This window comes from Bradyrhizobium sp. CB82, assembly GCF_029714405.1.
Lineage (GTDB): Bacteria > Pseudomonadota > Alphaproteobacteria > Rhizobiales > Xanthobacteraceae > Bradyrhizobium.
Genome location: NZ_CP121650.1, coordinates 3,926,731 through 3,952,331 on the forward strand (window position 1 = coordinate 3,926,731; position 25,601 = coordinate 3,952,331).

Consider the following 25,601-nt stretch of genomic DNA (forward strand, 5'->3'; position numbering starts at 1 on the left):
CAGGCGGCCGTTGAAAAATTCGCTGCGCGCACCGTACGACGGAATCGTGATGGCGGCCCCCGTCACGATCCCCTATGTGCGCTATTCCATCGAGAGCGCGCAATGGTGGATCGGCCGAGCGCTAAGTGCGCTCGTCGCGCAGGCCGGCATCAAGGCCTCCGACATCGACGGCCTCTGCGTCTCCAGCTTCACCATGGGGACTGACAGCGGGATCGGGCTGACGCAGCATTTCGGACTCTGCGTGAGATGGCTGGACACGATCCCGCTCGGCGGCGCCAGCGCCATCGCGGCGTTGCGGAAGGCCGCGCGCGCGGTGCAGGCGCACGATGCCGACATCGTGGCTTGCGTGGCCGGCGACACCAATCACGTCGATTCCTTCCGCCTGACGCTCGAGAATTTCTCGCGCTTCAACCAGGACGCGGTCTATCCCTATGGCGCGGGCGGCGCCAATGCGAGCTTTGCGCTGATCGCGCGCAACTATATGCGGACGTTCGGCGTCACGCGCGAGGACGTCGGTAGGATCGCGGTCGCCCAGCGCGCCAATGCATTGCGCAACCCGCACGCGCTGATGAAGACGCCGCTGACGATCGAGCAATATCTGGCGGCCCGCCCCATTTCTGATCCCATTCATCTCTTCGATTGCGTCATGCCCTGCGCCGGCGCCGAGGCGTTCCTCGTGATGCGGGACGAGATTGCCGCCTCGCTTGGATTACCGGCCGCACGATTGCTGTCGACGATCGAGCGGCACAATGCCTTCGCCGACGACCCGATGCAGGTGCGGGGCGGCTGGGCGATGGACATCGGTGAGCTCTACGCCATGGCCGGCGTGAAGCCTGACGATCTCGATATCGTCCAGACCTATGACGACTATCCGATCATCACGATGATGCAGTTCGAGGACCTCGGCTTCTGCAACAAGGGTGAGGGCGCAGAATTCGTGCGACAGCACGATCTCACCGTCGACGGCGACTTCCCGCACAATACCTCGGGCGGACAACTCTCGGTCGGGCAGGCCGGCGCCGCAGGCGCCTATCTCGGTCTCGTCGAGGGACTGCGGCAGGTCCTGGGAACCGCAGGTCCCACGCAGGTGAAGAATGCAAATCTCGGTTTGGCCTCGGGCTTCGGTATGATCAATTATGATCGCGGCCTGGCCTCCGGTGCCGCGATCTTTGCAGGGCCTTCGCGATGATCGATCCGATTGAGCCGCCACGGCGCAAGAACCCGCTGCTGCGGACGCGGCTACCCACGTCGCCGCCGCGGCCGCGCAGCAGGACGTCGCACGGGTTCACGCGCGCCGCTGCCGAAGGACGCTTCATGCTCCAGCGTTGCCAGGCCTGCGGCGCCTTCGCCTATCCGGCACGTGAGGCGTGCCCCGCCTGCCTGTCGGCCGCTCTTGCGTTCGTCGATGCTCCGCGCCGCGGTACTTTGCTGGCGGAAACGACGGCGCGCGTGCCGAGCGACCTCTATTTCCGCGAGCGGGCGCCCTGGCGCATAGGCCTCGTCAAGCTGGACTGCGGTCCAACGATGGTGGCGCATCTGCATGCCGACTGTGCCGAGGGCGCGCCCGTCGGCATGTCGTTTCAGCTCGACAAGAGCGGTCAGGCGGTGGCCTTCGCCCGACCCGAGGGGGAGACGCCCAACATGGCAGACGATAGGCAGTGGCGCGAAATGACGGCCGATCCGAAATTCCGGCGGGTGCTGGTGACCAACGGGCGCAGCGCGATCGGCCAGGAGGCAGTCGCTGCGCTGAAGGCTGCAGGCGCGAAGACGGTGTTCGTCGGCGTTGCCGAACCGTGGCGGCCGTTTGCCGGCGAGAAGCTGTTGCGCGGGCAAGGGGGGATCGAAGTCGTTACGCTCGACGCGGCCGATGAAAAATCTGTGGCTGATCTCGCGGCCGACATCGGCGGCAAGGTCGATATCCTCGTCAACACGACGGAATATGTGCGGCCGGGCGGCCTGCTGGACCGCAGGGGGACGAGCATCGCGCGGGACGAGATCGACCAGGCCTATCTCGGCTTCATCAATCTCGCGCAGGGCTTCGGGCCCGCGATGCGGATGCGGGGCGCCGATGGCATCAACAACAGCGTTGCCTGGGTCAACATCCTGTCGGTTTATGCACTGGCGAACTGGCCTACTTTCGGCGCCTACTCGGCGTCGCAAGCGGCCTGCCTGTCGCTGTCGCTGTGCCTTCGCGCGGAGTTGCGGCCCGGCGGCGTCAAGATGATGAACCTGTTCACGGGCCCAGTCGACACGGAGTGGTTCCAGACCGTGCCGCCGCCCAAGATCGCGCCACGTGCCGTCGCGCAGGCAATCGTATCCGGACTCAGAGGCGGACTTGAAGAGATGTATGTCGGGGACGTCGCCGAAGAAATCAGGCAGCGTCTCGCCGCTAATCCGAAAGCGCTCGAGCGCGAGCTCGACAGGTGAAATCAGGATTTCAACCAAGCCGGAGGACGTGACAATGCAAAGCAAGAATCTCCTGGAACTGGCGGGCGCGATTTCTTCCGGCGCGGTGCGCGTCGTCGATCTGACCTTCACGCTCAGTCCCGATTTCCCGGTCATCGTGCTGCCGCCGGAGTTCGGCCAGGCAGCTCCCGTCCGCATCCAGGAGATTTCGCGCTATGACGATCGCGGTCCGGCCTGGTACTGGAACAACGTGACGTTCGGCGAGCACACTGGCACGCATTTCGACGCGCCGATTCACTGGTTCACAGGCAAGGATCTACCGAACAATGCCGTCGACACGATGCCCCCCAAGGACATGGTCGCTCCGGCTTGTGTCATCGACTGCTCGGCGCAGGCGGCGCAGGATCCGGACTTCCTGCTGACGGTACCGCTTGTCGAAGCCTGGGAGGCGAAGCACGGACGGATTCCCGAGCGGCACTGGCTTCTGCTCCGCACCGACTGGTCGAAAAAAGGCTGGCGCGACTACGCCAACCTCAGGGATGACGGCGCGCACACGCCAGGCCCGAATCCGACAGTCATGAAATGGCTGGTGGAGGAGCGCGGCATCATCGGCTTCGGCACCGAGACCATAGGCACGGACGCGGGGCAGGCCGGCCATTTCGAACCGCCTTATCCGGCGCATCATTTCCTGCACGGTGCCGGCCGGTACGGCCTTCAGTGCCTCTGCAACCTCGATCACCTTCCCGCCACCGGCGCCGTCATCGTGGCTTCGCCACTGAAGATCCAGAACGGCTCCGGCAGCCCGCTGCGCGTGATCGCCTTGGTTTCGGCGAACTGAGGCGAGCGGATGGCGCTAGTCAGACAGAAGAAACGCAAACCAAGAGAGACAGGTGCCATGATCTCGATGAAGACTCTGCTGGCCTCGGCCGCGTTGCTCCTCGCCGTTCCGCAAGTCGGGCAGGCGGACATCCTCGTCGGATTCGTCACCGGCCTCAGCGGTCCGGTGTCGTCGATCGGGATCCCGAACGCGAAGGGGATCGCGGCAGGTGAGGCCTATGTCGGCGAGGTCGGCGGCGAGAAGCTCCGCGTCATTCAACTTGACGATGGATCCGACCCGACGGCGTCGGCGCGCAACGCGCGCAAGCCCGTCGAGCAGGAGAAGGTTGATATTCTGATTGGAACGTCCGGAGCGCCGCAGACTCTCGCGATGGCCACGGCCGCCGTCGAGATGAAGATTCCGATGATCGCGGTGTCACCGATCGCGCCGGTGCCGCCCGGCGATGGCGGGCCCTGGGTCGTGCAGACGCCGCAACCGACGCCGCTTCTCGTCCAGGGCATCGTTGACCACATGAAGGCGCGAGGATTGAAGACCGTCGCGTTCATCGGCTTCTCGGATGCCTTTGGCGACCTGATGTACGATTCACTGTCGCTAAGCGCCAAGGCGGCCGATATCAAGGTCATCGCCAACGAGCGCTACGCCAGATCGGATTCATCGGTGACTGCCCAGGTGCTGCGCGCGCTGGCGGCGCGGCCCGACGCCATCATGCTCGGCGGCACGGGAACGCCGGGTGCGCTGCCGGTGATCGCTTTGTCCGAGCGCGGATATAAGGGGCCGCTCTACGGCAATCACGGGCTGATCAGCGCCGATTTCCTGCGTCTCGCAGGCAAGGCTGCCAACGGCATCATCTGCCCGACCGGGCCGGTGACCGCGGCCGAGCAGCTTCCAGCCAGCAATCCAATCCAGAAGGTTGCCCTGGCTTTCCGTACGGCCTTCGAGAAGGCGAATGGCGAGGCGCCGACCGACTCGTTCTCGTCCTATTCCTTCGACGGCTGGCTGGTATTCACAGATGCAGCCAAGCGCGCGACGGCGACTGGCGCCAAGCCGGGCTCGCCGGAATTCCGCACCGCGCTTCGCGAGGCGCTGTTCACCACTAAGGAGGTGGTCGGTACGCAAGGCGTCTACACCTACACGCCGGCGGATCGACACGGCGTCGATGATCGCTCGCGCATCCTGGTTCAGATCGAGGACGGAAAATACAAGCTGTTGCCTTGATCGGCGTGATTGTGACGGAGAGCAATGTGCGGTCAAATGTCGGCAAGACGGTGGAGCAGGGCAGTGCGATACCGGCCTGGGCGCGCGCGATCGCGCTGTTTCCACCCGTGGACAGGATTCTCTCCACCATCCTGACGCGGCAGGCCGAGCGCTACGGCGATCGCGTCCTGCTGGTCGCCGGGGAGACGCGCTGGACCTATTCACAGGCCGCAACGATCGCGGCCGCATCAGCTCAAACACTCATCGACGCCGGGATCAAGCCCGGCGACCGGGTCGCGCTGATGTGCTCGAACCGCCCAGAATTTCTTCAGGTCTACCTGGGGTGCGCGTGGCTCGGCGCGATTGTGGTGCCGATCAACACCGCGCTAAGAGGCTTCCAGCTTTCCCATATTTTTCGCAACTCGCGGCCCGCGCTGCTTGTCGCCGAGGCACCATTTCTTGCCGCCATCGAAACTGTCGACGCCAACGTCGAGCTGCCTTTCCAGACATGGACGATCGGGTCTGCCACCGAGACGAAGATGTCGTCGGTGCCGCTGCCCGCCCTTCGATCAGGCACTCCCGCAGGCGCGGTTCGTCCAGGCGATATCGTTGCCATCCTCTACACGTCCGGCACCACGGGCCCCTCCAAGGGCGTGTGCTGTCCGCAGGCGCAACTGTTCTGGTGGGGCATTTATTCAGCGCGGGCGCTGGGCATCCGCGAGGGCGACGTGCTGTTCACGACGCTGCCGCTGTTTCACACCAACGCCCTGAACGCGTTCTATCAGGCTCTTCTCAATGGATGCACATACGTCCTGGAGCCGAAATTCTCGGCGTCAGGCTTTTGGGCGGCTGCGCGAGCATACGATGCGACCGTCGGTTATCTGCTCGGCGCCATGGCTTCGATGCTTTTGGCGCAACCCAGGACGGAGAATGATACGGCACATCACCTTCGCGTCGCGCTCGGTGGCGGCGTGCCGCCCCAAATCCATCGGCCATTCCTCGAACGGTTCGGGGTGCCGCTGGTCGACGGCTATGGATCGACGGAGACCAATTTCGTGTTCTCGGGATCGATCCCGTCCGATCGCCCCGGGACGATGGGCTATCTGGCCGACGGCGTTGAAGCCCGCATCGTCGATGAAAATGATTCAGAGTTGCCTGATGGGCAGGCGGGCGAGCTCCTCCTTCGCGCCAGGGAGCCGTTTGCGTTCGCCACCGGCTATTTCGGCATGCCGGAGAAAACGGTCGAAGCCTGGCGAAACCTCTGGTTCCACTCCGGCGATCGCGTCGTTCGCGATTCCGACGGACATTATCGCTTCATCGACCGCATGAAGGACTCGATCCGCCGGCGCGGCGAGAATGTGTCCTCCTGGGAGGTCGAGCAGACCATCCAGTCGCATCCCGCTGTTGCGGTTTGCGCCATTTACCCATTGCCGTCTGAACTGGGAGAGGACGAGGTCGCCGCCGCGATCCTGCTCGAGCCCGGACAAGCCTTGGAGCCCGTTGATATCGTCAGGCATTGCGAAGGGCAGATCGCCTATTTTGCCATTCCCCGCTATGTGCGCATCGTAAGCCAGTTGCCGCTGACGGAGAACGGCAAGATCAAGAAGGGCGCGCTGCGTGATGCGGGCGTGACAGCGGATACGTGGGACCGCGAGGCGGCCGGCATTCGGGTGCGGCGTTAGGCATGATCCGGAAAAATGTGCAGCGGTTTTCTGAGCGTCGGCTCACGGCTTCTGCATCGCATCCCTGACGGCGCCCTTGAGCTCGTCGAGCTCGCTGGTCAACCCATCGAGCCGAGCAGCCGGGAATCCTGCCAGCAGCTCGGCGAGCCATGAGCCATGGCTCTTGGCCATGCGCCTGAAGGCCTTCCGACCTTCCATGGTCATGCAAACGATCTGCACGCGCCGATCGAGGTTCGAAGGCGTGCGGGTGATGTAACCGTCCTCAACCAGGCGATCGACGATGGGGGTGAGGTTTCCGGCGGAGACCATCAGGCGTTTGGGCAGTTCTCCCAATACCAATCCGCTTGGCTCGCGATCGAGTTGCGCCAGAACATCGAAGCGGGGCATGGTGAAATCGAATTCCTCGCGGAATCGCCGCCGCAGCTCGCCCTCGATCATGGTCGTGCAGGCAAGGAGCCGGAGCCAAAGCCGTGTCTGAGCCCTGTACTCGGCTTCCTGATCAATCCCGTTCTTCGAAACGGGTGAGGACTCGTTTGCGAGTGGCAAATCAAATCTCCTGGGGCATCTAAGCTCGAACGGGGACGGCCTTGATCTCGTCGCAAGATAGTATGTGCCAAAAGTAAATTCAAGACTCGTTCAGGACGCGCAGAATCGGCTCTGCCGCCTACAGAATTTGCGTTACCTGGAGCGACCAGGCATCGAAAGGCAATCTCGGCGGCTTGCTGACAAGCGCCTAGGCGATCCCCGGCAGGGTCCGAATATTTTATATTTGAAATTAAAGCAGTGGTCGAACGGCCCACGTTGACCAACTAGGCCCGAACGTAATCACTAAGGTTCGTGCGGAAGGAGCCGTTGCCGCCATCGAGTGCTGGCCATGTTCGCCGCGCTCAACGACATCGCTCAAGACCGGAGCTCCGGTGCCCCTCTGAATAGGTGGGTTGAAGATTAGTCGCAGCAGCAGGTTTCGGACCTTTGCCGCGCCCCAAATCTCGCCGGCTGCGCAGTTGCTACGGATGGCGGCCTTTTGGGGCGCCGTAAGGTTGGTTATCCTGCGCTGGCCGAGCCTCGGATGCGGAATCGTATGTCGGCTCTTCGAGAGCCGGAGGATTGCGGATCGCGTCAAGGGTCTTGCGTGGACAGTTCCAATTTGGGTTTGGACAATGGGCGAATCAATGAAAGCACTCGATGTCATCACCATCGGCCGTGCAAGCGTGGATATTTACGGCTCCCAGGTCGGTGGCCGCCTGGAGGACATGGGATCGTTCGAAAAATACATTGGCGGCTCACCTACAAATATAGCCTGCGGCAGCGCGCGCCTGGGACTGAAGACGGCGCTCATCAGCCGCGTCGGCAACGAGCATATGGGTCGCTTCATCCTGGAGCAGCTTGCTCGCGAAGGTGTTGCGACTGATGGCGTCAAGATCGATTCTGAGCGTCTTACCGCGCTTGTGATCCTTGGCATTCGCGACGATACCCAGTTTCCACTGATCTTCTACCGCGAGAACTGCGCCGACATGGCGCTTTGCGAGGACGACATCGACGAGGCCTTCATTGCCTCGGCACGCGCCGTTGTCGTTACCGGCACACATCTTAGCCATCCGCGCACGGAAGCGGCCGTCATCAAAGCGCTGACACTGGCGCGCAGGCACGGCCTGCGCACGGCGCTGGACATCGACTATCGCCCCAACCTCTGGGGTGTCGCGGGCCATGGCGACGGCGAAAGCCGTTTCGTCGAAAGCGCCAACGTCACTGCCAAGCTGCAATCCTCGCTGCACTATTTCGACCTGATCGTCGGCACGGAGGAGGAGTTTCACATAGCTGGCGGATCGATCGATACGCTTGCGGCTCTCGGTGCAGTACGGGCCGTAAGCGCCGCGACGCTAGTCTGCAAGCGCGGGCCGCTCGGCGCCGTCGCGTTCGAGGGCGAGATCCCCGAGAGTCTCGACAAGGGCCAGAGCGGGCAGGGCTTTCCGATTGAGGTGTTCAACGTGTTGGGAGCCGGCGACGGTTTCTTCTCCGGCCTGCTGCGCGGCTGGATGACGGATCAGGATTGGTCGACTTCGCTGAAATACGCCAATGCCTGCGGTGCCTTCGCGGTGAGCCGCCACGGCTGTACGCCAGCCTATCCGAGTTGGGAGGAACTGCAATTCTTCCTGAAGCGCGGCGTTGTTCGGCCGGACCTGCGCAACGATCCAGAACTGGAGCAGATCCACTGGTCGACCACGCGGCACACCCGGGTGAACGGCGACTGGTCCACCATGCGGGTTTTCGCCTTCGACCACCGCATGCAACTGGAGCAGATGGACGGCTATACACCCGAGAAGGGAGCAGCGTTCAAGGAACTGTGCCTTGATGCTGCACTTCGCGTCCAGAACGGCGAAAGCGGCTACGGCATTCTCTGCGACAACCGCATCGGCCGTTCGGCGCTCCATCGCGCCTCCGGCACCGGCCTGTGGATCGGGCGTCCGGCGGAATGGCCAGGGTCCCGCCCACTGACGCTTGAGCCGGAACTCGGGACCGACTGCGGCGCGTTGGTCGAATGGGCTCGCGAGGATGTTGTGAAGGTGCTCTGCTTCTGCCACCCGAACGATGATGCCCAAACCCGTGCTGCCCAGGAGGCTACCGTTAGCCGGCTGTTTGCGGCGGCACGGCGAAACAAGCTGGAATTCTTGCTGGAGATCATTCCAAGCAAAGTCGGTGCTACTGACGACATGACGACAGCAACGCTGATCCATCAGTTCTACGTAGCCGGCATTTATCCAGACTGGTGGAAGCTCGAGCCGATGAAGACGCAGACCGGATGGGCCAACGCGATTGCCGCAATCGAGGCGCATGACACGCATACGCGCGGCATCGTCGTCCTTGGACTGGATGCGACTGAAGCAGAGCTTTCAGCGAGTTTTGAGATCGCGGCAGGCTTCGATCTGGTCAAGGGCTTTGCCGTGGGGCGCACAATCTTTGGTGAGGCTGCGCGGCGCTGGTTCATCGGAAGCGTGCCGGATCAGGTGGCAGTCGACGATATGGCGACGCGTTATGCCCGGCTCTGCCGAGTGTGGGATGCATCGTGCAAAAAGGTGCGGGGGCGGGCTGCATGAGTGCGATTCGGCTGACAGCGGGGCGGGCCATGGTGAAATGGCTCCCCTCGCAGATGACGGAAGATGGCGAGCGTTTCGTCGATGGTGTGTGGGCGATTTTTGGCCACGGATATGTCGCCGGTCTTGGCGAGGCGCTTCAGAAGGCGGGCAATAGCCTACGTAGTGAGGCGGGGCAATTTACGGCGATGCGGAGAAAGAACTTGCCGATTTCGCTACCCGCCACACCATCCTAACGGGCGAATAGGAGAAAACCATGCCCACTCTGCTTCACCGTCCGTTTGGAATACACGGCAAGGTACACGACATCACGCCGGCCTTGGCCGGCTGGCGCTTTGTCGGATTTTCTCTCTACCGCCTTCGGGGCGGCGATAGAGCGGCTGAGGCGACCGGCGACCGCGAGGTCATTCTCGTCATGGTCGAGGGTAAGGCGAGGCTCCATGGAGCAGGGCAGGACTGGGGCGTCCTGGGCGATCGTTTGAGCGTCTTCGAGAAATCGCCGCCGCACTGCGTTTACCTGCCGAACGGCAATGATTGGGAGGCGACGGCCGAGACGGATTGCGTAATCGCCGTCTGTTCGGCGCCCGCCAAGGGCGGGCATGCGCCCCGGCGCATCGGGCCGAACGGGATCACGTTAACCCAGCGTGGGGAGGGCACCAACACCCGCTATATCAATAACATCGCCATGGAAAACGAGGACTATTGCGACTCTCTCCTCGTGACGGAAGTGTTCACGCCGGCCGGACACTGGTCCAGTTATCCGAGCCACCGTCACGACGAGGATGATTTCCCTCGTATTACCTATTTGGAAGAAACATATTATCACCGGCTGAACCCAGCCGATGGTTTTGGGGTCCAGAGGGTCTATACCGACGACATGCAACTGAACGAGACCATGGCCGTCCATGATGGCGACGTAGTCTGCGTGCCGCGCGGTCATCATCCCTGCGGCGCACCTTACGGCTTCGAGATGTATTACCTCAATGTCATGGCCGGCCCCTTGCGCAAGTGGCGCTTTATGACCGCACCCCATGTCCAACATTTGACGCGCTGAACAAACCGATCAAGAGAACCCCTGAGGGGATGTCCCGGGTTCTGTTGAATTTCTGAAGAGGTCGGCGTTGCCCACCTTGAGCCGGTAGGCTCGGGGTGCTGATTCCACAAAGGAGAGCAACGCCATGACGAGAGATATCACACCGGCTGGTTGGCCGGCGACCGGGGCTGTGGACGAAGCGTTTGCAGAAGTGCGGGCGAGCTTCGATCGGTTCTGCCTTGCGGCAGGGATCGAGGCGCTCGGCACGATGATGGAGGCGGATGTCACGGCGGCCTGCGGGCCGCGCCACGGTCGCGACGCGGCGCGGCGGGCGCACCGTTGGGGCCGAACGCGGGGACGGATCGGCTTCCACGGCGGCAAGATCGAGGTCGAGCGCCCGCGGGTCCGGGGCGTGGACGGCCGCGAGGTCACGATCCCGAGCTGGGAAACGGCGGCGGAGGAGGACTGGCTCGGTCGCTGGGCGATGAACCTGATGCTGATCAATGTGTCGACGCGCCGGTTCGGCCGCGCTGTCCGGCTGCCCGAGGGTGACGTGCCGGCACCGCCCGGATCGGGGGTTTCGAAGTCGGCGGCCTCGCGGAGGTTCGTAGCGCTGTCGGCGGCGCGGCTGGCCGACTTCATGGCTGCCGATCTGTCCGCGCTCGACCTTCTGGTGGTCCAAATCGACGGGCTGCATCTCGGCGACGATCTCGTGCTGGTGGCCGCGATCGGGGTTGACGGCGAAGGCAACAAGCATCCGCTGGCGCTGGTGGAAGGGGCGACCGAGAACGCCGCAACGGTTCAGGCCCTGCTGGACAACCTGGTCTCGCGCGGGCTCGACCCGACGGTGCCAAGACTGTTCATCGCCGACGGCGCGAAGGCGTTGTCGAAGGCGATCCGCCGCACCTTCGGTTCGGCCGCTGCGATCCAGCGCTGCCAGATCCACAAGGCGCGCAACATCATGGAACGCCTGCCGAAAGAGCATCATGCGGCCACCCGTCGGGTGCTGCGCCAGGCCTGGGAGCTCGATGACGCCGACAAGGCTGAAAAATTGATCCGCAATCTCGCGCGTCGACTCGACCAGCAATGGCCCGGCGTAGCGGCCAGCATCCTCGAAGGCCTCGACGAAATCCTGACTGTCGTCCGGTTGAAGCTGCCGAAGGAGCTTCGTCGATCGCTCGCTTGTACCAACATCGCCGAGAACATGATGGGCACCATTCGCCGCGTCACGCGCAACGTCAAACGCTGGCGGGATGCCGGCATGGCCTTGCGATGGGTCGCGGCCGGCATGATCGAGGCCAACAAGGGCTTCCGACGATTGAAGGCGCATAAGCAATTGTCGGTTTTGCGTGCGGCCCTTCAAGCTCGCCACAATCGCATGACGATCAACCCCGTTGCCCACGTCACGAGGGCCGCGTAACATTCATTCCGGCAACGTCGGCCCGACGTAGTTCAACAGCGATCGGGACATCCCCACCCCTGATGAGCCAGCCGTTTATCCTCGCTGCTTGCGCCGAGATGATTTGGCGGTCCGGCTTCGAGGCCGGTGGCCCATCGTACTAACGCGGCACCGACGTCGCCGAACTACGGCTTGGCAGCCACGTAACCGTAATAGTTCTCCAGGAACTGATCCACCGCGAGAGGGGCGCCCTGTGGCACCTTGTAGTCCCCCTGTCCCCAGGTGAAGATCGTCATCTTCACGTTTCCGCCGGAGCGGTCGATCTTCGACCGCAGGACGACCCAATGACGATCCTTGAGCACCATCGAGCCCGACTTTGTCTGCTGCGCCGAGTAGAGCATCAGGTCATCGATCAGCAGGCACACACGGTAGCCTGCGGAAAATAGTCGGCTGGCCTCATCCATGTTGTTGGTGCTCCGCTGATGGCGCAGAAGATTGGCATCCTCCCTGATGTCGGAATAGCCGGCTCGATTGAACCACCACGCCATCTCCATCTGGGTCGTGGCACCGGAAAGTGTTCCGTCAGTCGAGTCGAAATGAATGAACCAATCCTCCGAGTTTCGAAGGCTCGCCATCGTCAACCAGTCGATCGCGTCAACGGCTCCGGCTGGAAGGTCATAGGAGCGTAGATCGCCGCTCGGCTTAATCAAGAAACGTTGGATTTTCGCAGCTCCTTTCTCGTACATATCGATGGCATAGCGGGTATATTCCCCCGGCTGGTCCGACAGAAGGTTAAACAGGAATGCGGCCGGTCCGCACAGGTTTGCATTCCCTTGGCGCAGCAGGCTCGGTTTCGCGAGCCGCAACAGCAGCCCGACACCGACTGCGTCCCGATCAAGGTGTGGCCAGTACCCGTTTCCGCGCCGCCTGAGGAAATCGCAGGCCATATTTGAGGCGAAGACATGCATGGCTGATGCCAGCTTGTAAGGACCATCTTTGGTGATCTTTTCCCTCGCCTGGCTGACGAACAACTTCAGCATCGCCTTCGGTCGGTCCGCAATGGTGTTGGATTTCTCGGCCACCATCTGGAGGTCGTCCAATTCGCTCGTGCTCACGAAGCCGTTCGCGAGCGTGGCGCGGAGAATCTCCACGACCTCCGTGTGGTCGAGGGAATGGTCGCCCACCACGGCCTTGTAGAGAGCCCGATGAACCGATCCGCTCTTGAATTCGCCCCATGGTCCCGCCGCCTTCGGGACTGCCGCAGGCCGGGCGGCGAGTTGCTCCATTCGGGTGAGGACGGCGCCACCGGGATCGACGAAGCCCGATTGCTGCGTCGGAAAATATTGCCCCTGGAAGCGCAGAATTGCCTTGAAGAGATCCTCGCTCGCGATCCCAGCGACGACGCGACCACCGAGGCCGCCGTTCGCGCCACCGTCGGCTGTCGGGATGACGTTCAACAAAGAGATCACGGTTTGCTGGTCATCCGCCCAATTCTGGCACTGAGCTCCGGTCTTGGCGTGTCGACCGACCCGTCCTCGCAGCAGCACCGGGAGCCCCTGAGCTTGAGGAGTAATGCGTCATTGGTCGTCCTGGCAGATCGCAAGGTTCAAGCTGGTCGCCCAGGCGGTTGCGGCGGTCGCGAAAGCCCTTCCATTGGAGCGCGAAGCGCGACTAATGAAATGACAGTTGAAGCGCTTATCCGATGAGGTTGCGGCTGAGTTGTGCGACCAAGGTAAGGGATCAACCAGCGTCGCCGGGAAAGTGAGTCGCCGATTTCGCAGGCGCACATGGGAGATTCGGTCGAAATTTCTAACTTCGGAGAAACTCATGTCCATTCCGCTGAAAATCTACATCACTCCATTTGCCGAGAAGGGTGTCCGGGAGCCAGAAAAATGGAGTTCCGACGCGGCCAAGAAGGCTCTGAATGTGGTCAACACCATTTGGTCAAAGGCCAAGATTACCTTCGTGATCAATAATTCACTGATCGATAAGCCGCTCGATATGGCAAAGAGCGCACGCAACAATGACCAGCGCTTGCTCGATGTTCTCAGCTCCCGGCATGATCCGGACAATGCGGTCCACATCTACCTGGTCAATCCGATTGAAAATCTCGCCGCTGGTGGAAGCTCATACCTCCATAGCGATCCCGAGCCGGCCAGCTTCGTCCAGTGGTATGGCAATGACTTCGCCAGTGGACGCGCCTGGGCCCATGAACTCGGCCATCTGATGAGTCTTGATCACGTCGAGATAGACTACGCCGACGAGAAGCAGGCGGCACTGCGCAGCAACCTCATGACGAAAGGATTGAGCGTGGGTAGCGACTTGACCGACCAGCAGATTGCCACAGCCAAAGGTTCAAAACTGGTCAAGCGATTTGGCGGCTGACCGTCAGGTCGCGCAAGGCAAATCCGCAAGTGAAAGCCTGCATTCGCAGGATCGCGATGTTCGCATGAGTTCCGGCCTCCCTGAAATGCCGTTTGAACCTGCCTGTTAGAAGCGCCGACAACCATGCTGAGGCGGTGTCAGAGGTGAGGGCAATCCGATGTCACTTCAGAGCAGGGTGCTGCAGGTGCTCAATGGCCCGGCAGTCGCTCGAATTCGCTTCCGGTTTCCGATCCGAGGGAGCCACGTGACGATTGCGCCACAAACGTTCCATCACGTCGCGCGCGCGATCCGGTTGGGCCAGGTCCACGTCAGACCACCGACAGATCTCGCGGCAGGCGTGGCCGCCCAATACAACGACGTCGCGCGCACTCGGGCGGACGGTACAGTGGTCGCGGCGAACACGCTGGAAGTCGCGTCGGCGGCGGGAAGGATGGACGAGGCCTATATCGTCCATGAGAGCCTGCATGCAGCCTACGATCTGTTGCGCACCGATCTTGATGCCAACGCGGAAGAGGCGTCCGCCTATGTCTGCACGGCGCTTTATTGCCGCATGACGGGCCTGCCTCGACCTCGTTGGGCCAATGGACAGATTTACGCCAATGCCGAACTGGCCGCCCGAACGCTGCTGTCGCAATATCAAAAGGGCGATCCCGGAATTCCCTGGGTCGGCGAGCACGAATGGCGGATGCTGCGTGCCGGTGTAGGCCTTCATCCAGTCTATACCAGCGGGCCTGCCGGCATTTTCACCGGATGGGTCCTCGGCCAGCAATACACCCATGATGGCTGATTGGCGGATTCCGCGCCGGTTCGGCGGCGAAGGCTCCGACCTCACTTCAAATCCCGGTCCGAATAAGTCGAGTCAGGTCGACCGATCTGAGTGTCAGGCGACCAATAAGCCCAGCTTGCTGACAACCGCGAGCGAACGTTCGACGCTACCTCGAGTCGACAGCAGCAGCGGATCGGCAAGCTGCTCAGTATGATCGGTTGGTTCGACCCTGGTGGTCGAACCGAAAGTTTCGGTCATTTCGGCAATGATCTGTTCGATGGTCCGGGTGCCGTCGAGCAACTGCAGGAAATGTCGGGTCCTGTCGTCCTCCAACTGCACTGTCTGGTGGAGCAGGTTGGTGACCAACGAGCTTGTTTGCGCCTGTCTCCGGGCGAGCAGGCTCGCCTGCGGGCGGTCGGAAACTTCTTTCACGAGAAAGGGCGGTGAGACCAGGAAAGACACCTCGCCGCTGGAAGCCAGGATGTACATCGCCTCCGTCAGCGTCTGTTGATCATCATCTGCCTGCCGGCCCCCCAGCAGCGCTCGGGCACCATCGAGCAGTTCGCCGAAGGACAGCGCTCGCGGCCAGGCCCGTCCGAGGCACAGGTGAGCCGCCTTCAAGAGCGGATTGGTCACCGTGATCCTGCTGCCGTCCTGGTTCTCAAATTCCATGGCGGAATTGTCGGTCAAGCAGACATCGGGCTGAAGTGGACTTGCGGTGCTTAACAGATGGAACCGGGTGATGAAATCGAGGTCGACCCGGCGGCACAGCGAAATGCGGTCGTGACAGAGCAAAGTACGTCGGAAGCCGTTACCATCGATAAAGTCCTGATACTGGTCGCGTGCCATGAACTCGCTCTCTGGGAAGCGCTGCAGCGTGGCTCGGACCTCCTCGGCGTAGCCGGCAAGATAGCGTCGTGAGAAATCGGCGTCGCCCAGATACTGCAGGCCATGGCGACCGGCGTCCTCGGCGACCACGTGCAACAAGAAGGCAGTAGCGCCCTGGTCGAGATCGTCGTGAAACAACAGTTCGTCGGGGACCTTGAGAACGCGGTTGCACTGATCGCGCATGACCGCACCGTGCACCGAGTTGGCCTTCGAGCCGTCGCTCAGGAACTTCATGATCGCGCGAGCTTGTCCCACTTTCTCCTTCATGCTGGCGATGCGGCGGGTGTGATATTGCATCATGTCGCGCACCATATCGCGGAGATGCGAAAACGGGTGTGCGTTGTAGCTGACGTAGCAAACCCCCTGCGGCGCGAGGTTCTGTTTGAAGATTGTCATCATCTTCTCGCGCACCTCCGGCGGGACCCATGAATACACGCCGTGGGCGATGATGTAGTCGAACTGCCCGAAATCAGCGTCGACATTCATGATGTCGCAATGCAGGAGCTTGATGTTGCTCAGGCCCAATGTGGCGATATTACGCTGGCCGCGCTCGATCGTGACGCCGCTCAGGTCGACACCGATGAATTCGCTGTCCGGATATTGAAAGGCCATCGGCAATAGATTGCCGCCAACGCCGCAGCCGAGCTCCAGCACCCGGCAGCGCTCGACCGGAGCCGGTTGCATGCCGTAAACGGTAGCAATCGTTGCGAGATGATTGGGGTGGGTGAGCCCGTAGACGTGGCCGGGGTAGAAGACCTCGTCGTATGGTGTGGGGCCGGTGCTCGGGTGGCGATGCTCGGTTTGTACGTTCATCGTCCTTAGTTCCACGAATATGCGAACTTGTCGTTCACGATCGAGACTCGCGTCTGCTTGACTTCCTCTTTGGCCAGCGATTTGCTGAGGAACTGGCGTGACAGCTCCGGCAGCAACGTGTTGGTGATAATGTTGTCAATCATGCGTCCGCCGGAATCCGGGTCGTTGCAACGTGACACAATGTGCTCCACGACCGCATCGTCGTAGCTGAAGGCCGCGTTGTGATTGTCGCGGAGGCGCCGTCCGATCCGGTCGAGCTGCAACCGCACGATCCCGGCGAGCATCTCGTCCGATAGCGGGAAGTACGGGATCAAGACAATGCGTCCGAGGAGCGCGGCTGGAAACACCTTCAGCAATTCCGGCCTCAGCATCTTGGCGAGCTCTTCCGGCTCGTTGCGATACTTTGGATCCCGCGACAGGCCCATGATCAGATCAGTACCGACGTTGGTGGTCAAAATGATCAGGGTGTTCTTGAAGTCGATCCGCCGCCCGTTGCCGTCCTCCATCATCCCCTTGTCGAACACCTGGAAGAAGATTTCATGTACGTCGGGATGGGCCTTTTCCACCTCGTCGAGCAGGATGACGCTGTAGGGCTTGCGACGAACCGCCTCGGTGAGACGACCGCCTTCGCCATAGCCGACATAGCCGGGTGGCGCACCCTTCAGGGTCGAAACGGTGTGCGCCTCCTGGAACTCCGACATATTGATCGTGATCATGTTCTGCTCGCCGCCATAGAGAGTCTCGGCAAGCGCCAGGGCGGTTTCGGTTTTGCCCACCCCGGACGGTCCGGCCAACATGAACACGCCGATCGGCTTTGACGGATTGTCCAATTTGGCGCGGCTGGTCTCAATTCGTTTGGCGATCATCGTCAGCCCATGGGACTGGCCGACAACGCGGCGGTTGAGAATCTCAGGCAGCTTCAGCACGGTTTCGATCTCGTCCCGCATCATCCGGCCGACCGGGATGCCGGTCCAGTCGGACACGACGGACGCTACCGATTGCTGGTCCACATGGGCATAGACCATTCGCTTTTCCGGATTGATGTTCTCCAGCGTCTCGAACTTGCCGCGCAGTTCCGCGCGCTTGGCAGCCGGATCCTCGCCTTCCTTGGGCTCGGACAGGATCTCACGAATGCTGCGGATGTCCTTGACGAGCTCCTGCTCCGCGGCCCAATCGGCCTCGAGGGCAGTCAGCTTTTCCTTCAGCGTTGCGATATCGCTGTCGATCGCGACAATGCGCTCGCTGTCCTCGATCCCCAAATCTCCGTCGCTGACCAGCGCCGATCTCTCAGCCTCGCGAGCGGTAATCGCAACGCGGGTGTCCTCGATCAGGGCGGGCGTCGCGCTCTGGCTGATGGCCACGCGTGCCGAGGCGGTGTCAAGCAGGCTGACCGCCTTGTCGGGCAACTGTCGTGAGGGAATGTAGCGGTGCGACAAATTGACTGCTGCAACAATCGCAGCATCCGAGATGCGAACACCGTGGTGCTTTTCCATCGGACCGAGAAGGCCCCGCAGCATGATGCAGCAGGTCTCGACATCGGGTTCATCGATCTGGATCGGCTGGAAGCGTCGCGTGAGCGCGGGATCCTTCTCGATGTATTGGCGATACTCTGCCCAGGTAGTGGCGGCGATCGTACGCAGCGTGCCACGGGCGAGGGGAGGTTTCAGGAGATTGGCCGCATCACCGGTGCCGGCCGAACCACCAGCGCCGATCAGCGTGTGGGCTTCGTCGATGAACAGGATGATGGGGGTAGGTGAGCTCTGTACCTCGTCGATCACCGAGCGCAAGCGCTGCTCGAACTCGCCCTTCATGGAGGCACCGGCCTGCATCAGGCCGATGTCAAGGGCGCAGAGCCTTACATTGCGCAGCGGCGGCGGCACGTCGCCAGCGGCGATACGCTGGGCGAAGCCCTCTACCACGGCGGTCTTGCCGACACCGGCTTCGCCGGTGAGGATTGGATTGTTCTGCCGCCGGCGCATCAACACGTCGATCAGCTGGCGGATTTCGTCGTCCCGACCGAGGATCGGATCCATCTGGCCCGACCTTGCCTTGGCGGTGAGATCCTGGGAGAACCGATCGAGCGGCGTCGTGCCCTTGGAACCCGCCGGGGCCGCGCCCTCTGTACCGGCCCCGACCAATCCCGAGCCGTCCAACGGCCGCATGGTCTCCTCCTCGGAGCCGGCCCAGACGGCACGGCGCTCCGCGGCCAATGCGTCGACGTTTACCTTGGCGAATTCCTGCGAGATGTTGTTCAGCGCACGGCGGATTTCGTTCGATTTCAGCCCGGCCACCAGCAGATGGCCGGTGCGGATCTGAGTCTCGCCGAAGAACAGCGTGGCATAGTGCCAGCCGCGATCGAGGATATCGATGACCGGATTGGCGACACCCGGCATGTCAGTTTCGTTCTTGCGAAAGCCGTTGATGACGTCAGCAAGGTCCGACAACAGCCGTGCACGGTCGAGCTTGTAGTGATCCACCGACAGGCTGAGGTCCGTGCGTTCCTGCTGTAGGATATGAAACAGCCAGTGCGCGAGCTCGACATTGCGGTTGCCGGCGCTCTTGGCGTGACGCAGGGCTTGTATGAAGGCATCGTAGCCAGCCCGGTTCAGTTTGCCCGTTACGGTCTCGAGGCTAATGTCGGTCACGGCGGCCACTCCTGCTCAATTCCTCGGCGAATGCCTGGCTCCTTGCGGGAATTGGCTCGAATCCCATGGTGTTAGGACAATGGGAGCAGTGCATAGGTTCAAATCGCTGGAGCATCGGCTGCGTCGCTCCGCCGGGCCCTCAATCGCTCGCCGAGGTGAAACCGGGCGTCGCGCCGATATTCCTCGGTCGAGGTCCAGTTTGGTGAGACCCAGGTGGTCCATCCAAGTCGTCCGCTCTGTCCGAGCCTCACTGGGACAACCGCTCCCGCCGGAATGGCGAGTTCCACCTCCCACTCGAGTTCGTCGCCGATATAGAAGAAAACCGCGTCCGCCAGCGGCTCCGACAAGTTACGAGCTTCGGTCGGCAGGAACTGCTCGTATTGGGCAAAATCCTTGACGAAAACTCGAACCCTGATCTTGTCCTCGACGCTGAACACCCGTGAGCCCAGAAGAGCGTCGTGGCCGAGCTTGGCGTGCGCCCCGCCGAGCCGGCTGCAGTGGCTTGGTTCGAACGAGAGCCAGGTGCCAACAAACTCGTCGATCTCGACCTTGACGTCGAACAGGCCCTGCAGGAACCGCGTCAGCCGCGACGCGCACTTCGCCCTGGGTGCAATGAGTCCGGCGAAGCTGAGCTTCGCCATATCCGGTACGGTGTCTCGTCTGGCGAAAACGTCGGAGCCCAGGCCGGCGAAGGATCCGACATAGGCGATGAAGCGGTCCTCGGTCGGCCGATCATGCTGGGCGATCGGCCGCGCGTCGGCCCAGGCGCGAAAGAACAATTGCAGGAAACGTCCATTGAGGAGGTCGAGAAAGCGGGGGAAGGCGTCATCTCGCATCAACTGCCAGCCGACGCTTTCATCGGTCGTGGCAAGCGGCAGTGCGCCCTGCGGCCCGAGGAGACCCAGGAATTTGACCATGATCCTGAGCCGGCCATCGCGGTCGTCGACCGAGCTGAGGTTGGAAGCGGGGAACTCCAGATAGGGGGTCTGGCCGAGGTCAACAAATTCCTCGCGACGCGCGGCACTGTCACCGATGCGCGGTCGATCCGGATTGGCACGCTCAAGCTGGCGCAGCGTCTGGAAGAAATCGAACCGCCAGGGTTCGGCCTTCATCTGGTCGATCAGCGTCACAGCGGTCTCCGGGTGCCCATGCGCGCCGGCCAGCGCATGATCTCGCCGCGTTCCGACGTCGAGATGACCGTCTGGGTGAAGGTGTTGAAGCCCGAATAGTCCGCGAAGAAGCGCTCCAGCACGGCCCCGAGCAAGAACACACCGCTGCCCTCGAATGCTTTCTCGTCGAGCGTGACCGTGATCTCCAGGCCGCGTGCTGCGCCACTACCGGTGCGTTCGCGTACCCGCCGAACGGCAGGTCGGCTTTCGATGCTGCGCACGCCGCGAATCTTGCGTTCCGTAGCGTCGTCGAACTGGTCGGCAAACAATGACAGCATCTCGCGCAGCGCTCCGGCGTTCTTGCCGCCACCCCGCTCGACCAGGCCAAGATAGTTCAGGCTCAGCATGTTGATCAGCCGCCAACTGACGACTCCGTTGTTGGCGATTTCGCTGCGGCTGCGCAGCTGGGCCACCACCGGTTCGCGTGGCGGGGTAGGACCGGCGACGCAAACCAGCTCGAGCGAGGTGTCGTCCAGCAGTCGGAAGTCGGCGCCGCCCTGGCCGACCGGCAGGTGCTCGGTGAGATGCCGGTTGGAGCACAGCGCCCGGACGCTGAGTTCGGTGGCAGATCTGTCGCCGTTCAGTTCGCCGGGCTCGAGCAGCGACAGGAACATGTCCGTCCCGGTGTAGTCAGAGGCTGCGCCGTACGTCTTCTCCTCCACCGTGCGGCGCCGGGGCAGCCGACGGATGGTGAAATAAAGCCCCTCGACTGATCCGCTGGTCTGGTCGACGGCGGCCGAATATAGCGGGCGCACCGGCCGCTTGTCCTTCTCTGCGGGAAAGTGCGCGTAGACTTCGAGCACCTGGTGCGGCTCGTATTCGAGATAACGGCTGCGGTCAGGCACCACGTGGTACTCGTAGGTATTCGACTTGACGGGGATGCGATCGCTCGTCTTCTCGAACAGGTTGATTGCCGGCGCAGTATAGAGGCTGAAGGTCTCGGGACGCACCGAAGCGGCAAGCCGCGAATTGTGTTCATCAAACGCGAAGACGACATCGATCGATTTGCTGCGCAGCCGCGGCATCACAGCACGAAGTCCCGTCAGGTTGATGCCAAGGAACTTGCGTGGAAACGCGAAATATTCGCGCAGCAGCTCCGAGCCGCGAAAGATCCGGTTATCGTTCGGAAACAGTGATTCGTTCTCGTCGAAGCCGACTTGCTGCACACTGTCTTTGGGCGCACGCATCACAACAGGATCGCCGAAATCGTCGAGATGGCGGAAGTAGACGCCTACGCAGTTCGAGGTCAATTGCTCGTAGAGCGCGATGGCGTCGGATTCGGCGCCGGTCAGGTAGATGGGCAGTTCGCTCGCGCGGCAGCCTGCGAACCAGGTTTCCGGCTTGGTCCGGGCCTCTGCGTCCGACAGTTCCTCATCGAGCCGGATCGCGGTGCGATGGGTCAGCGAAAGTTTGAGCCCGGCGATGACGTCGCCGCCGACCGGAATCCCAAGCGCCTGCAGCGCGCCCGCCGTCGTGAAGTATTCGGCGCCGGTGACGTCAAACGGCCAGAGCACGATGTCGCGGCAAAGTCGAAATCGGCAGGCAAGACTTCGTTCCCGCTCGCGATAAGTGGCGTCGAAATACGCGCCGCGCGCGATCTTCTTGCCATCGCGCAATGCCGGGTCGGCATAGGTTGGCTGCGCCTTGACCAGCATGGCAGACGGAGTGGGGGCGAGATAGTTCGGAACCAATTGCTCGAGCAGGTTCGCGGTGAACTCGGGAAATTCGTGCTTCAGTTTGAGCTGAACGCGGGCGGCGAGAAACGCGGCGCCTTCCAGCAGGCCTGCGATCATCGGATCTGAGCGGTCGCGGATCAGGCCGCCGAGGCGCTCTGCGATGCCAGGATACTCCTCGGCGAAATCTCCCGCCTGCTCGTACAGCAGTGACAGTTCACGATTGTAGAAGTCGAGGAATTCGCGATTCATGCTAAAGTCGGTTGATCTGGACGTCACCACTGTCGAGGTCGACGTCGGCGACGAATTCCACGGGCACGTTGAGCGGCTCGCACTTCAGGTCGGTATGGACGATGAAGCGCAACTTGAGCTGTTCAGGGCCGACCGAGCTGTCGCGGCGGACCCGGATGGACTTACGGTCGAGCCTTGGTTCAAACGTCGTCAGCGCCGTGCGCAGCGCATCGCTGAGCTCTTCGTCGGTGACCTCGTCGATCGAACGGTGGGCGATGTCGGGAAAGCCGTAGTTCAGGATCGACGTTCGGACACAATCCCGGCCGGTCAGGTTCAGGGTCGATTCCAGAGCAATCGTATTGAGCAACGTTTCGAGGTCATGGGCGACCTCGCGCCGGAGCAATGTTTCGGAGATCGGAAAGCGGCCTGAGCTGCGCCGTCCCGCAATGACCCGCTCGCCGAACTGATCGCGCAAATTGAGCTTCTTGCGAGCATCACGGGCGTCATGAGCCGCGCGAAAGGCCAGCATCAACGGTGGAGAAAGCCGCTCCCTCTTTGGCGTAACGGTCATTTGCGGTCCCCATGTCGGTCGGCGCGCATGCAGCTTCGCGGGGCGGCAGTTTGCGTCTGACGGAACTTCGCGTAGCAGGTCCGGCGCGTAGGCGCCGGTTCTGCTATCAGCAACCGGCGCCAGGCGAGAGGCCGAAGATCAGGCCCATTCCTTGTTGGCCGCAACGTCCCAGCCGAAGGTCGGTGACGCGCCGGCGCCGCCTTTTTCCGTCTGGGTCTTGTACATCATTTTCACCTTCTGGAAGTTCAGGCTCACGTTTTCGGTGAGACGATCCTCGCCGTGCGATCCGCCGGTCGATACGCTGGTAACCAAAACGTTCTTCATCTCGATCTTGAGATATTCGAGCGGATGTTCACCGGCCTTGCGGACGGTGAGGATCGCGCTATCGATGTGCTTGCCGTTCGCACAAACTTTGAAAAGTTCGGGCGTGGCCTTGTCAACGAAATGAGTGAAATGGAGATCCTGAACGCTGACCTTGCCGGCGCCGCCGCCCGAGCCGCTGTGGAAAGTGCCGGTCTGGCTCTCGCCGAACGACCAGCTCAAGATATCGATTTCGTCCTTGTGCTTGTCGTCCAGCGACTCGCCCTTGATCGGATCGAGTTTCAAGAAGATGTCGACAGCCATAGCATAGTCCTCTCAAAATTCTGCATGTTTACGGTTGCGATGATGCGGCGTCAGGAGCTGGGGCCCGGCAGGCGCGAAACCAGACTGAGGCCGACGTCCATCGCCTCCAATTGAAAGTGTGGACGGAGAAAGAAGCGTGCGTTGTAATATCCCGGGTTCTCCTCGTTTGCTATGACCTCTACCTTCGCAGCGGCCAGCGGCTTGCGCGCTTTCTGAGCTTCTGACGACAGGGCTGGGTTGGCATCAACGTACTCGTTGATCCAGGTCTGCAGCCAGACCGTCAGCTCATCCTTCTCCTTCATGGATCCGATCTTGTCGCGAACCATGCATTTCAGATAGTGCGCAAAGCGGGAAACTGCGAACATGTAGGGTAGACGTGACGACAGGTTGTCGGATGCGGTTGCGTCCACACCCTTCTCGCCGAAATATTTCTTCGGCTTATAGAGCGACTGGGCACCGATGAAGGCGGCTTTGTCGGTGTTCTTGCGATGGATCAGCGGGATGAGGCCCGCCTTTGCAAGTTCGTGCTCGCGCCGATCGCTGATGGCAATCTCGGTCGGACATTTCAAATCGACGCCGCCGTCGTCAGTCGGGAAGGTATGTGTCGGCAGGTTGATGACTTCGCCGCCGGACTGCACACCGCGGATGCGAGTGCACCAGCCGAACTCCTTGAAGGCGCGATTGATGTTGGCCGCCATCGCATAGGCTGCGTTGATCCAACCGTATTTGTCGCCGGTGTGCCCGTCGGTCTCCTCTTCGAAGGCGAACTCTTCTACGGGCTCCGATTTCGCGCCGTAGGGAAGGCGACCTAGCGCACGCGGCATACACAGGCCGAGATAGCGCGAGTCATCCTGGTCACGCAGCCCCTTCCAGGCGGCATATTCCGGCGTGTCGAATACCTTGCCGATGTCGCGAGGGTTGGACAATTCGGTCCAGGAATCCATTCCCATCAGTGTGGGGTCGGCTCCGGTGAAGAAGGGCGCGTGTGCGGCGCCGGCGATCTTGCTGAGGTCGCGCAGCAACTGCACGTCGGTCGGGACGTGGCTGAAGTAGTAATCGCCGATCAGGCAGCCGAACGGTTCGCCGCCCAACTGGCCGAATTCGTATTCGTAGACCTGCTTGAACAGCGGACTCTGATCCCAGCGCGCATCGGGGTATAGCCGCAGGTTACGATACAGTTCGTTCTTGGAGACGTTCATTACACGGATCTTGAGCGTGGCGTCAGTCTCGGAATTGAACACCAGGTAGTGAAGGCCGCGCCAGGCACTTTCGATCGCCTGGAATTCGGGTGCGTGAAGGATCTCATTCATCTGCGCGGTCAACTTCTGGTCGATCCGCGCGATCATCTCCTCGATCGTGTCAAGCACGTCCGATTTGATAACGCTCGTGTCTTTCAACGCTTCGCGAACAAGCGTGGATACCGCGTTTTCAACTTCGGTCGCCGCACGTTCAGTGCGCGGCTTGAAGCTTTGCTTGAGCAGGGCGGCAAACTCGTCGGCCTCGACTGTCCCGACCTGGGTGGTGGTCTCTTTACGACTTGCTTCTTTTGCCATGGTCCCCATTCCTTCCTTTAGGTCTCAGCGTCGGGCTCAATTGACGGGGTCGTCGCGCGCTCCCGCAGCGCGGCCATCAGTTGCGGATCGCTGAGAAGTTTTTTCAATTGATCCTCTGCAGCCACCTTGCCATCCATGTAGCGCAGCAGGTTGGCGAGCTGTTCGCGTGCTTCGAGCAGTTTGGCCGTCGCTGGCACTTGCCGGGCAACCGCCACCGGCGTGAAGTCGGCCATCTTGTTGAAGCGCAGGTTGACGGAGAGTTTTTCGTCGGCGCCATCGCTGAGACGATTGGCGACGCGCGCGGTCACGCCGGGCTGGATTGCCGCCATGCGGTTGTCGAAATTATCCATGTCGAACTCGAGAAACTTGCGTTCCTCGACCTTCGCCTTTTCGACACCGGGGTTGTTGCCGGAAAGATCAGAGAGGACGCCCATGACGAACGGCAGTTCGATCAGCCGCTCGGCGTCATAGGGATCTTCGTATGTAATATGCACGCGCGGTGCGCGGTTTCGCCGAATGAATTTTTGACCGCTGTCCGTAGCCATGGTTCCCTCTCTCGAAATCGCTTTGGAAGCCGATTGCGCGACGCAGGTGCACAAGGCGTCTCAGCCTATGGTCGGCAAAGCTTCCTTATGTCGT

Annotated in this window: 20 protein-coding genes and 1 pseudogene; 11 read left to right on the forward strand and 10 right to left on the reverse strand. The window is 61.7% G+C overall.

Annotated elements, in window-relative coordinates; genetic code table 11:
- Positions 1-10 precede the first annotated feature (10 nt).
- The 5 genes from QA640_RS18840 to QA640_RS18860 are packed head-to-tail and all read left to right on the forward strand — an operon-like array spanning position 11 to position 6,120.
- Positions 11-1,189, forward strand: coding sequence for a thiolase family protein (locus tag QA640_RS18840; RefSeq protein WP_283042083.1), 1,179 nt, complete (start codon positions 11-13; stop codon positions 1,187-1,189).
- Complete coding sequence (locus QA640_RS18845; RefSeq protein WP_283042085.1) at positions 1,186-2,427, forward strand: SDR family NAD(P)-dependent oxidoreductase; 1,242 nt, start codon at positions 1,186-1,188, stop codon at positions 2,425-2,427. The genes QA640_RS18840 and QA640_RS18845 overlap by 4 nt, the downstream gene beginning before the upstream one ends.
- Before the next feature lie 34 nt (positions 2,428-2,461).
- Positions 2,462-3,244: a cyclase family protein gene (locus QA640_RS18850; RefSeq protein WP_283042086.1), complete on the forward strand. Its 783-nt coding sequence runs from the start codon at positions 2,462-2,464 to the stop codon at positions 3,242-3,244.
- A gap of 57 nt (positions 3,245-3,301) precedes the next feature.
- The gene (locus QA640_RS18855; RefSeq protein ID WP_283042088.1) at positions 3,302-4,459 is read left to right on the forward strand and encodes an ABC transporter substrate-binding protein; all 1,158 of its coding nucleotides are present in this window, start codon (positions 3,302-3,304) and stop codon (positions 4,457-4,459) included.
- A 26-nt stretch (positions 4,460-4,485) separates the two neighbouring features.
- Positions 4,486-6,120, forward strand: coding sequence for an ATP-dependent acyl-CoA ligase (locus QA640_RS18860; RefSeq protein WP_283042089.1), 1,635 nt, complete (start codon positions 4,486-4,488; stop codon positions 6,118-6,120).
- 42 nt (positions 6,121-6,162) lie between these two features.
- Here QA640_RS18860 and QA640_RS18865 read toward each other — a convergent pair whose 3' ends face one another.
- Entirely contained in the window at positions 6,163-6,666 is a 504-nt protein-coding gene (locus tag QA640_RS18865) for a MarR family transcriptional regulator (protein WP_283042091.1), read from the reverse strand.
- Positions 6,667-7,292: 626 nt separating this feature from the next.
- On the opposite strand from QA640_RS18865, the gene iolC reads away from it, so the two are divergent.
- The 4 genes and pseudogenes from iolC (at position 7,293) to QA640_RS18885 (ending at position 11,665) form a co-directional block, all read left to right on the forward strand.
- Positions 7,293-9,215 (forward strand): 5-dehydro-2-deoxygluconokinase, encoded by a 1,923-nt coding sequence (gene iolC / locus QA640_RS18870; protein WP_283042092.1) that lies wholly within the window; start codon positions 7,293-7,295, stop codon positions 9,213-9,215.
- A pseudogene (locus tag QA640_RS18875) lies at positions 9,212-9,391 on the forward strand (hypothetical protein); the annotation flags it as partial. The gene iolC and the pseudogene QA640_RS18875, both read left to right, overlap by 4 nt.
- Positions 9,392-9,468: 77 nt before the next feature.
- Positions 9,469-10,266 carry a 5-deoxy-glucuronate isomerase gene (gene iolB / locus QA640_RS18880; RefSeq protein ID WP_283042093.1) on the forward strand — a complete coding sequence of 266 codons (798 nt, stop codon included), beginning with the start codon at positions 9,469-9,471 and terminating at the stop codon, positions 10,264-10,266.
- A gap of 124 nt (positions 10,267-10,390) precedes the next feature.
- Positions 10,391-11,665, forward strand: coding sequence for an IS256 family transposase (locus tag QA640_RS18885; RefSeq protein ID WP_283037679.1), 1,275 nt, complete (start codon positions 10,391-10,393; stop codon positions 11,663-11,665).
- Between the two features lie 164 nt (positions 11,666-11,829).
- On the opposite strand, the gene QA640_RS18890 is transcribed toward QA640_RS18885, so the two are convergent.
- Positions 11,830-13,113, reverse strand: a complete 1,284-nt coding sequence (locus QA640_RS18890) for a hypothetical protein (protein ID WP_283042094.1) — start codon at positions 13,111-13,113, stop codon at positions 11,830-11,832.
- A 358-nt stretch (positions 13,114-13,471) separates the two neighbouring features.
- On the opposite strand from QA640_RS18890, the gene QA640_RS18895 reads away from it, so the two are divergent.
- Together QA640_RS18895 and QA640_RS18900 are read left to right on the forward strand one after the other, a co-directional pair.
- Entirely contained in the window at positions 13,472-14,029 is a 558-nt protein-coding gene (locus QA640_RS18895) for a hypothetical protein (RefSeq protein WP_283042095.1), read from the forward strand.
- 244 nt (positions 14,030-14,273) lie between these two features.
- Positions 14,274-14,816 carry a hypothetical protein gene (locus tag QA640_RS18900; RefSeq protein WP_283042096.1) on the forward strand — a complete coding sequence of 181 codons (543 nt, stop codon included), beginning with the start codon at positions 14,274-14,276 and terminating at the stop codon, positions 14,814-14,816.
- Between the two features lie 93 nt (positions 14,817-14,909).
- Here the strand turns inward: QA640_RS18900 and QA640_RS18905 are convergent, their stop codons facing one another.
- From QA640_RS18905 to tssB, 8 genes are all read right to left on the reverse strand, one after another.
- A complete protein-coding gene (locus QA640_RS18905; RefSeq protein WP_283042097.1) occupies positions 14,910-16,496 on the reverse strand; it encodes a class I SAM-dependent methyltransferase in 1,587 nt (528 codons plus the stop codon).
- Positions 16,497-16,501: 5 nt separating this feature from the next.
- The gene (gene tssH, locus QA640_RS18910) at positions 16,502-19,141 is read right to left on the reverse strand and encodes a type VI secretion system ATPase TssH (protein WP_283042098.1); all 2,640 of its coding nucleotides are present in this window, start codon (positions 19,139-19,141) and stop codon (positions 16,502-16,504) included.
- A 98-nt stretch (positions 19,142-19,239) separates the two neighbouring features.
- The gene (gene tssG, locus QA640_RS18915) at positions 19,240-20,304 is read right to left on the reverse strand and encodes a type VI secretion system baseplate subunit TssG (RefSeq protein ID WP_283042827.1); all 1,065 of its coding nucleotides are present in this window, start codon (positions 20,302-20,304) and stop codon (positions 19,240-19,242) included.
- Entirely contained in the window at positions 20,268-22,235 is a 1,968-nt protein-coding gene (tssF, locus tag QA640_RS18920; protein WP_283042099.1) for a type VI secretion system baseplate subunit TssF, read from the reverse strand. The genes tssG and tssF overlap by 37 nt, the downstream gene beginning before the upstream one ends.
- Before the next feature lies 1 nt (position 22,236).
- The gene (gene tssE / locus QA640_RS18925; RefSeq protein WP_283042100.1) at positions 22,237-22,785 is read right to left on the reverse strand and encodes a type VI secretion system baseplate subunit TssE; all 549 of its coding nucleotides are present in this window, start codon (positions 22,783-22,785) and stop codon (positions 22,237-22,239) included.
- 138 nt (positions 22,786-22,923) lie between these two features.
- Entirely contained in the window at positions 22,924-23,409 is a 486-nt protein-coding gene (locus QA640_RS18930) for a type VI secretion system tube protein Hcp (RefSeq protein ID WP_283042101.1), read from the reverse strand.
- A 50-nt stretch (positions 23,410-23,459) separates the two neighbouring features.
- The gene (tssC, locus tag QA640_RS18935) at positions 23,460-24,962 is read right to left on the reverse strand and encodes a type VI secretion system contractile sheath large subunit (RefSeq protein ID WP_283042828.1); all 1,503 of its coding nucleotides are present in this window, start codon (positions 24,960-24,962) and stop codon (positions 23,460-23,462) included.
- Positions 24,963-24,979: 17 nt separating this feature from the next.
- On the reverse strand, positions 24,980-25,507 hold the full coding sequence (gene tssB / locus QA640_RS18940; RefSeq protein WP_283042829.1) for a type VI secretion system contractile sheath small subunit: 528 nt from the start codon (positions 25,505-25,507) through the stop codon (positions 24,980-24,982).
- Positions 25,508-25,601 lie beyond the last annotated feature (94 nt).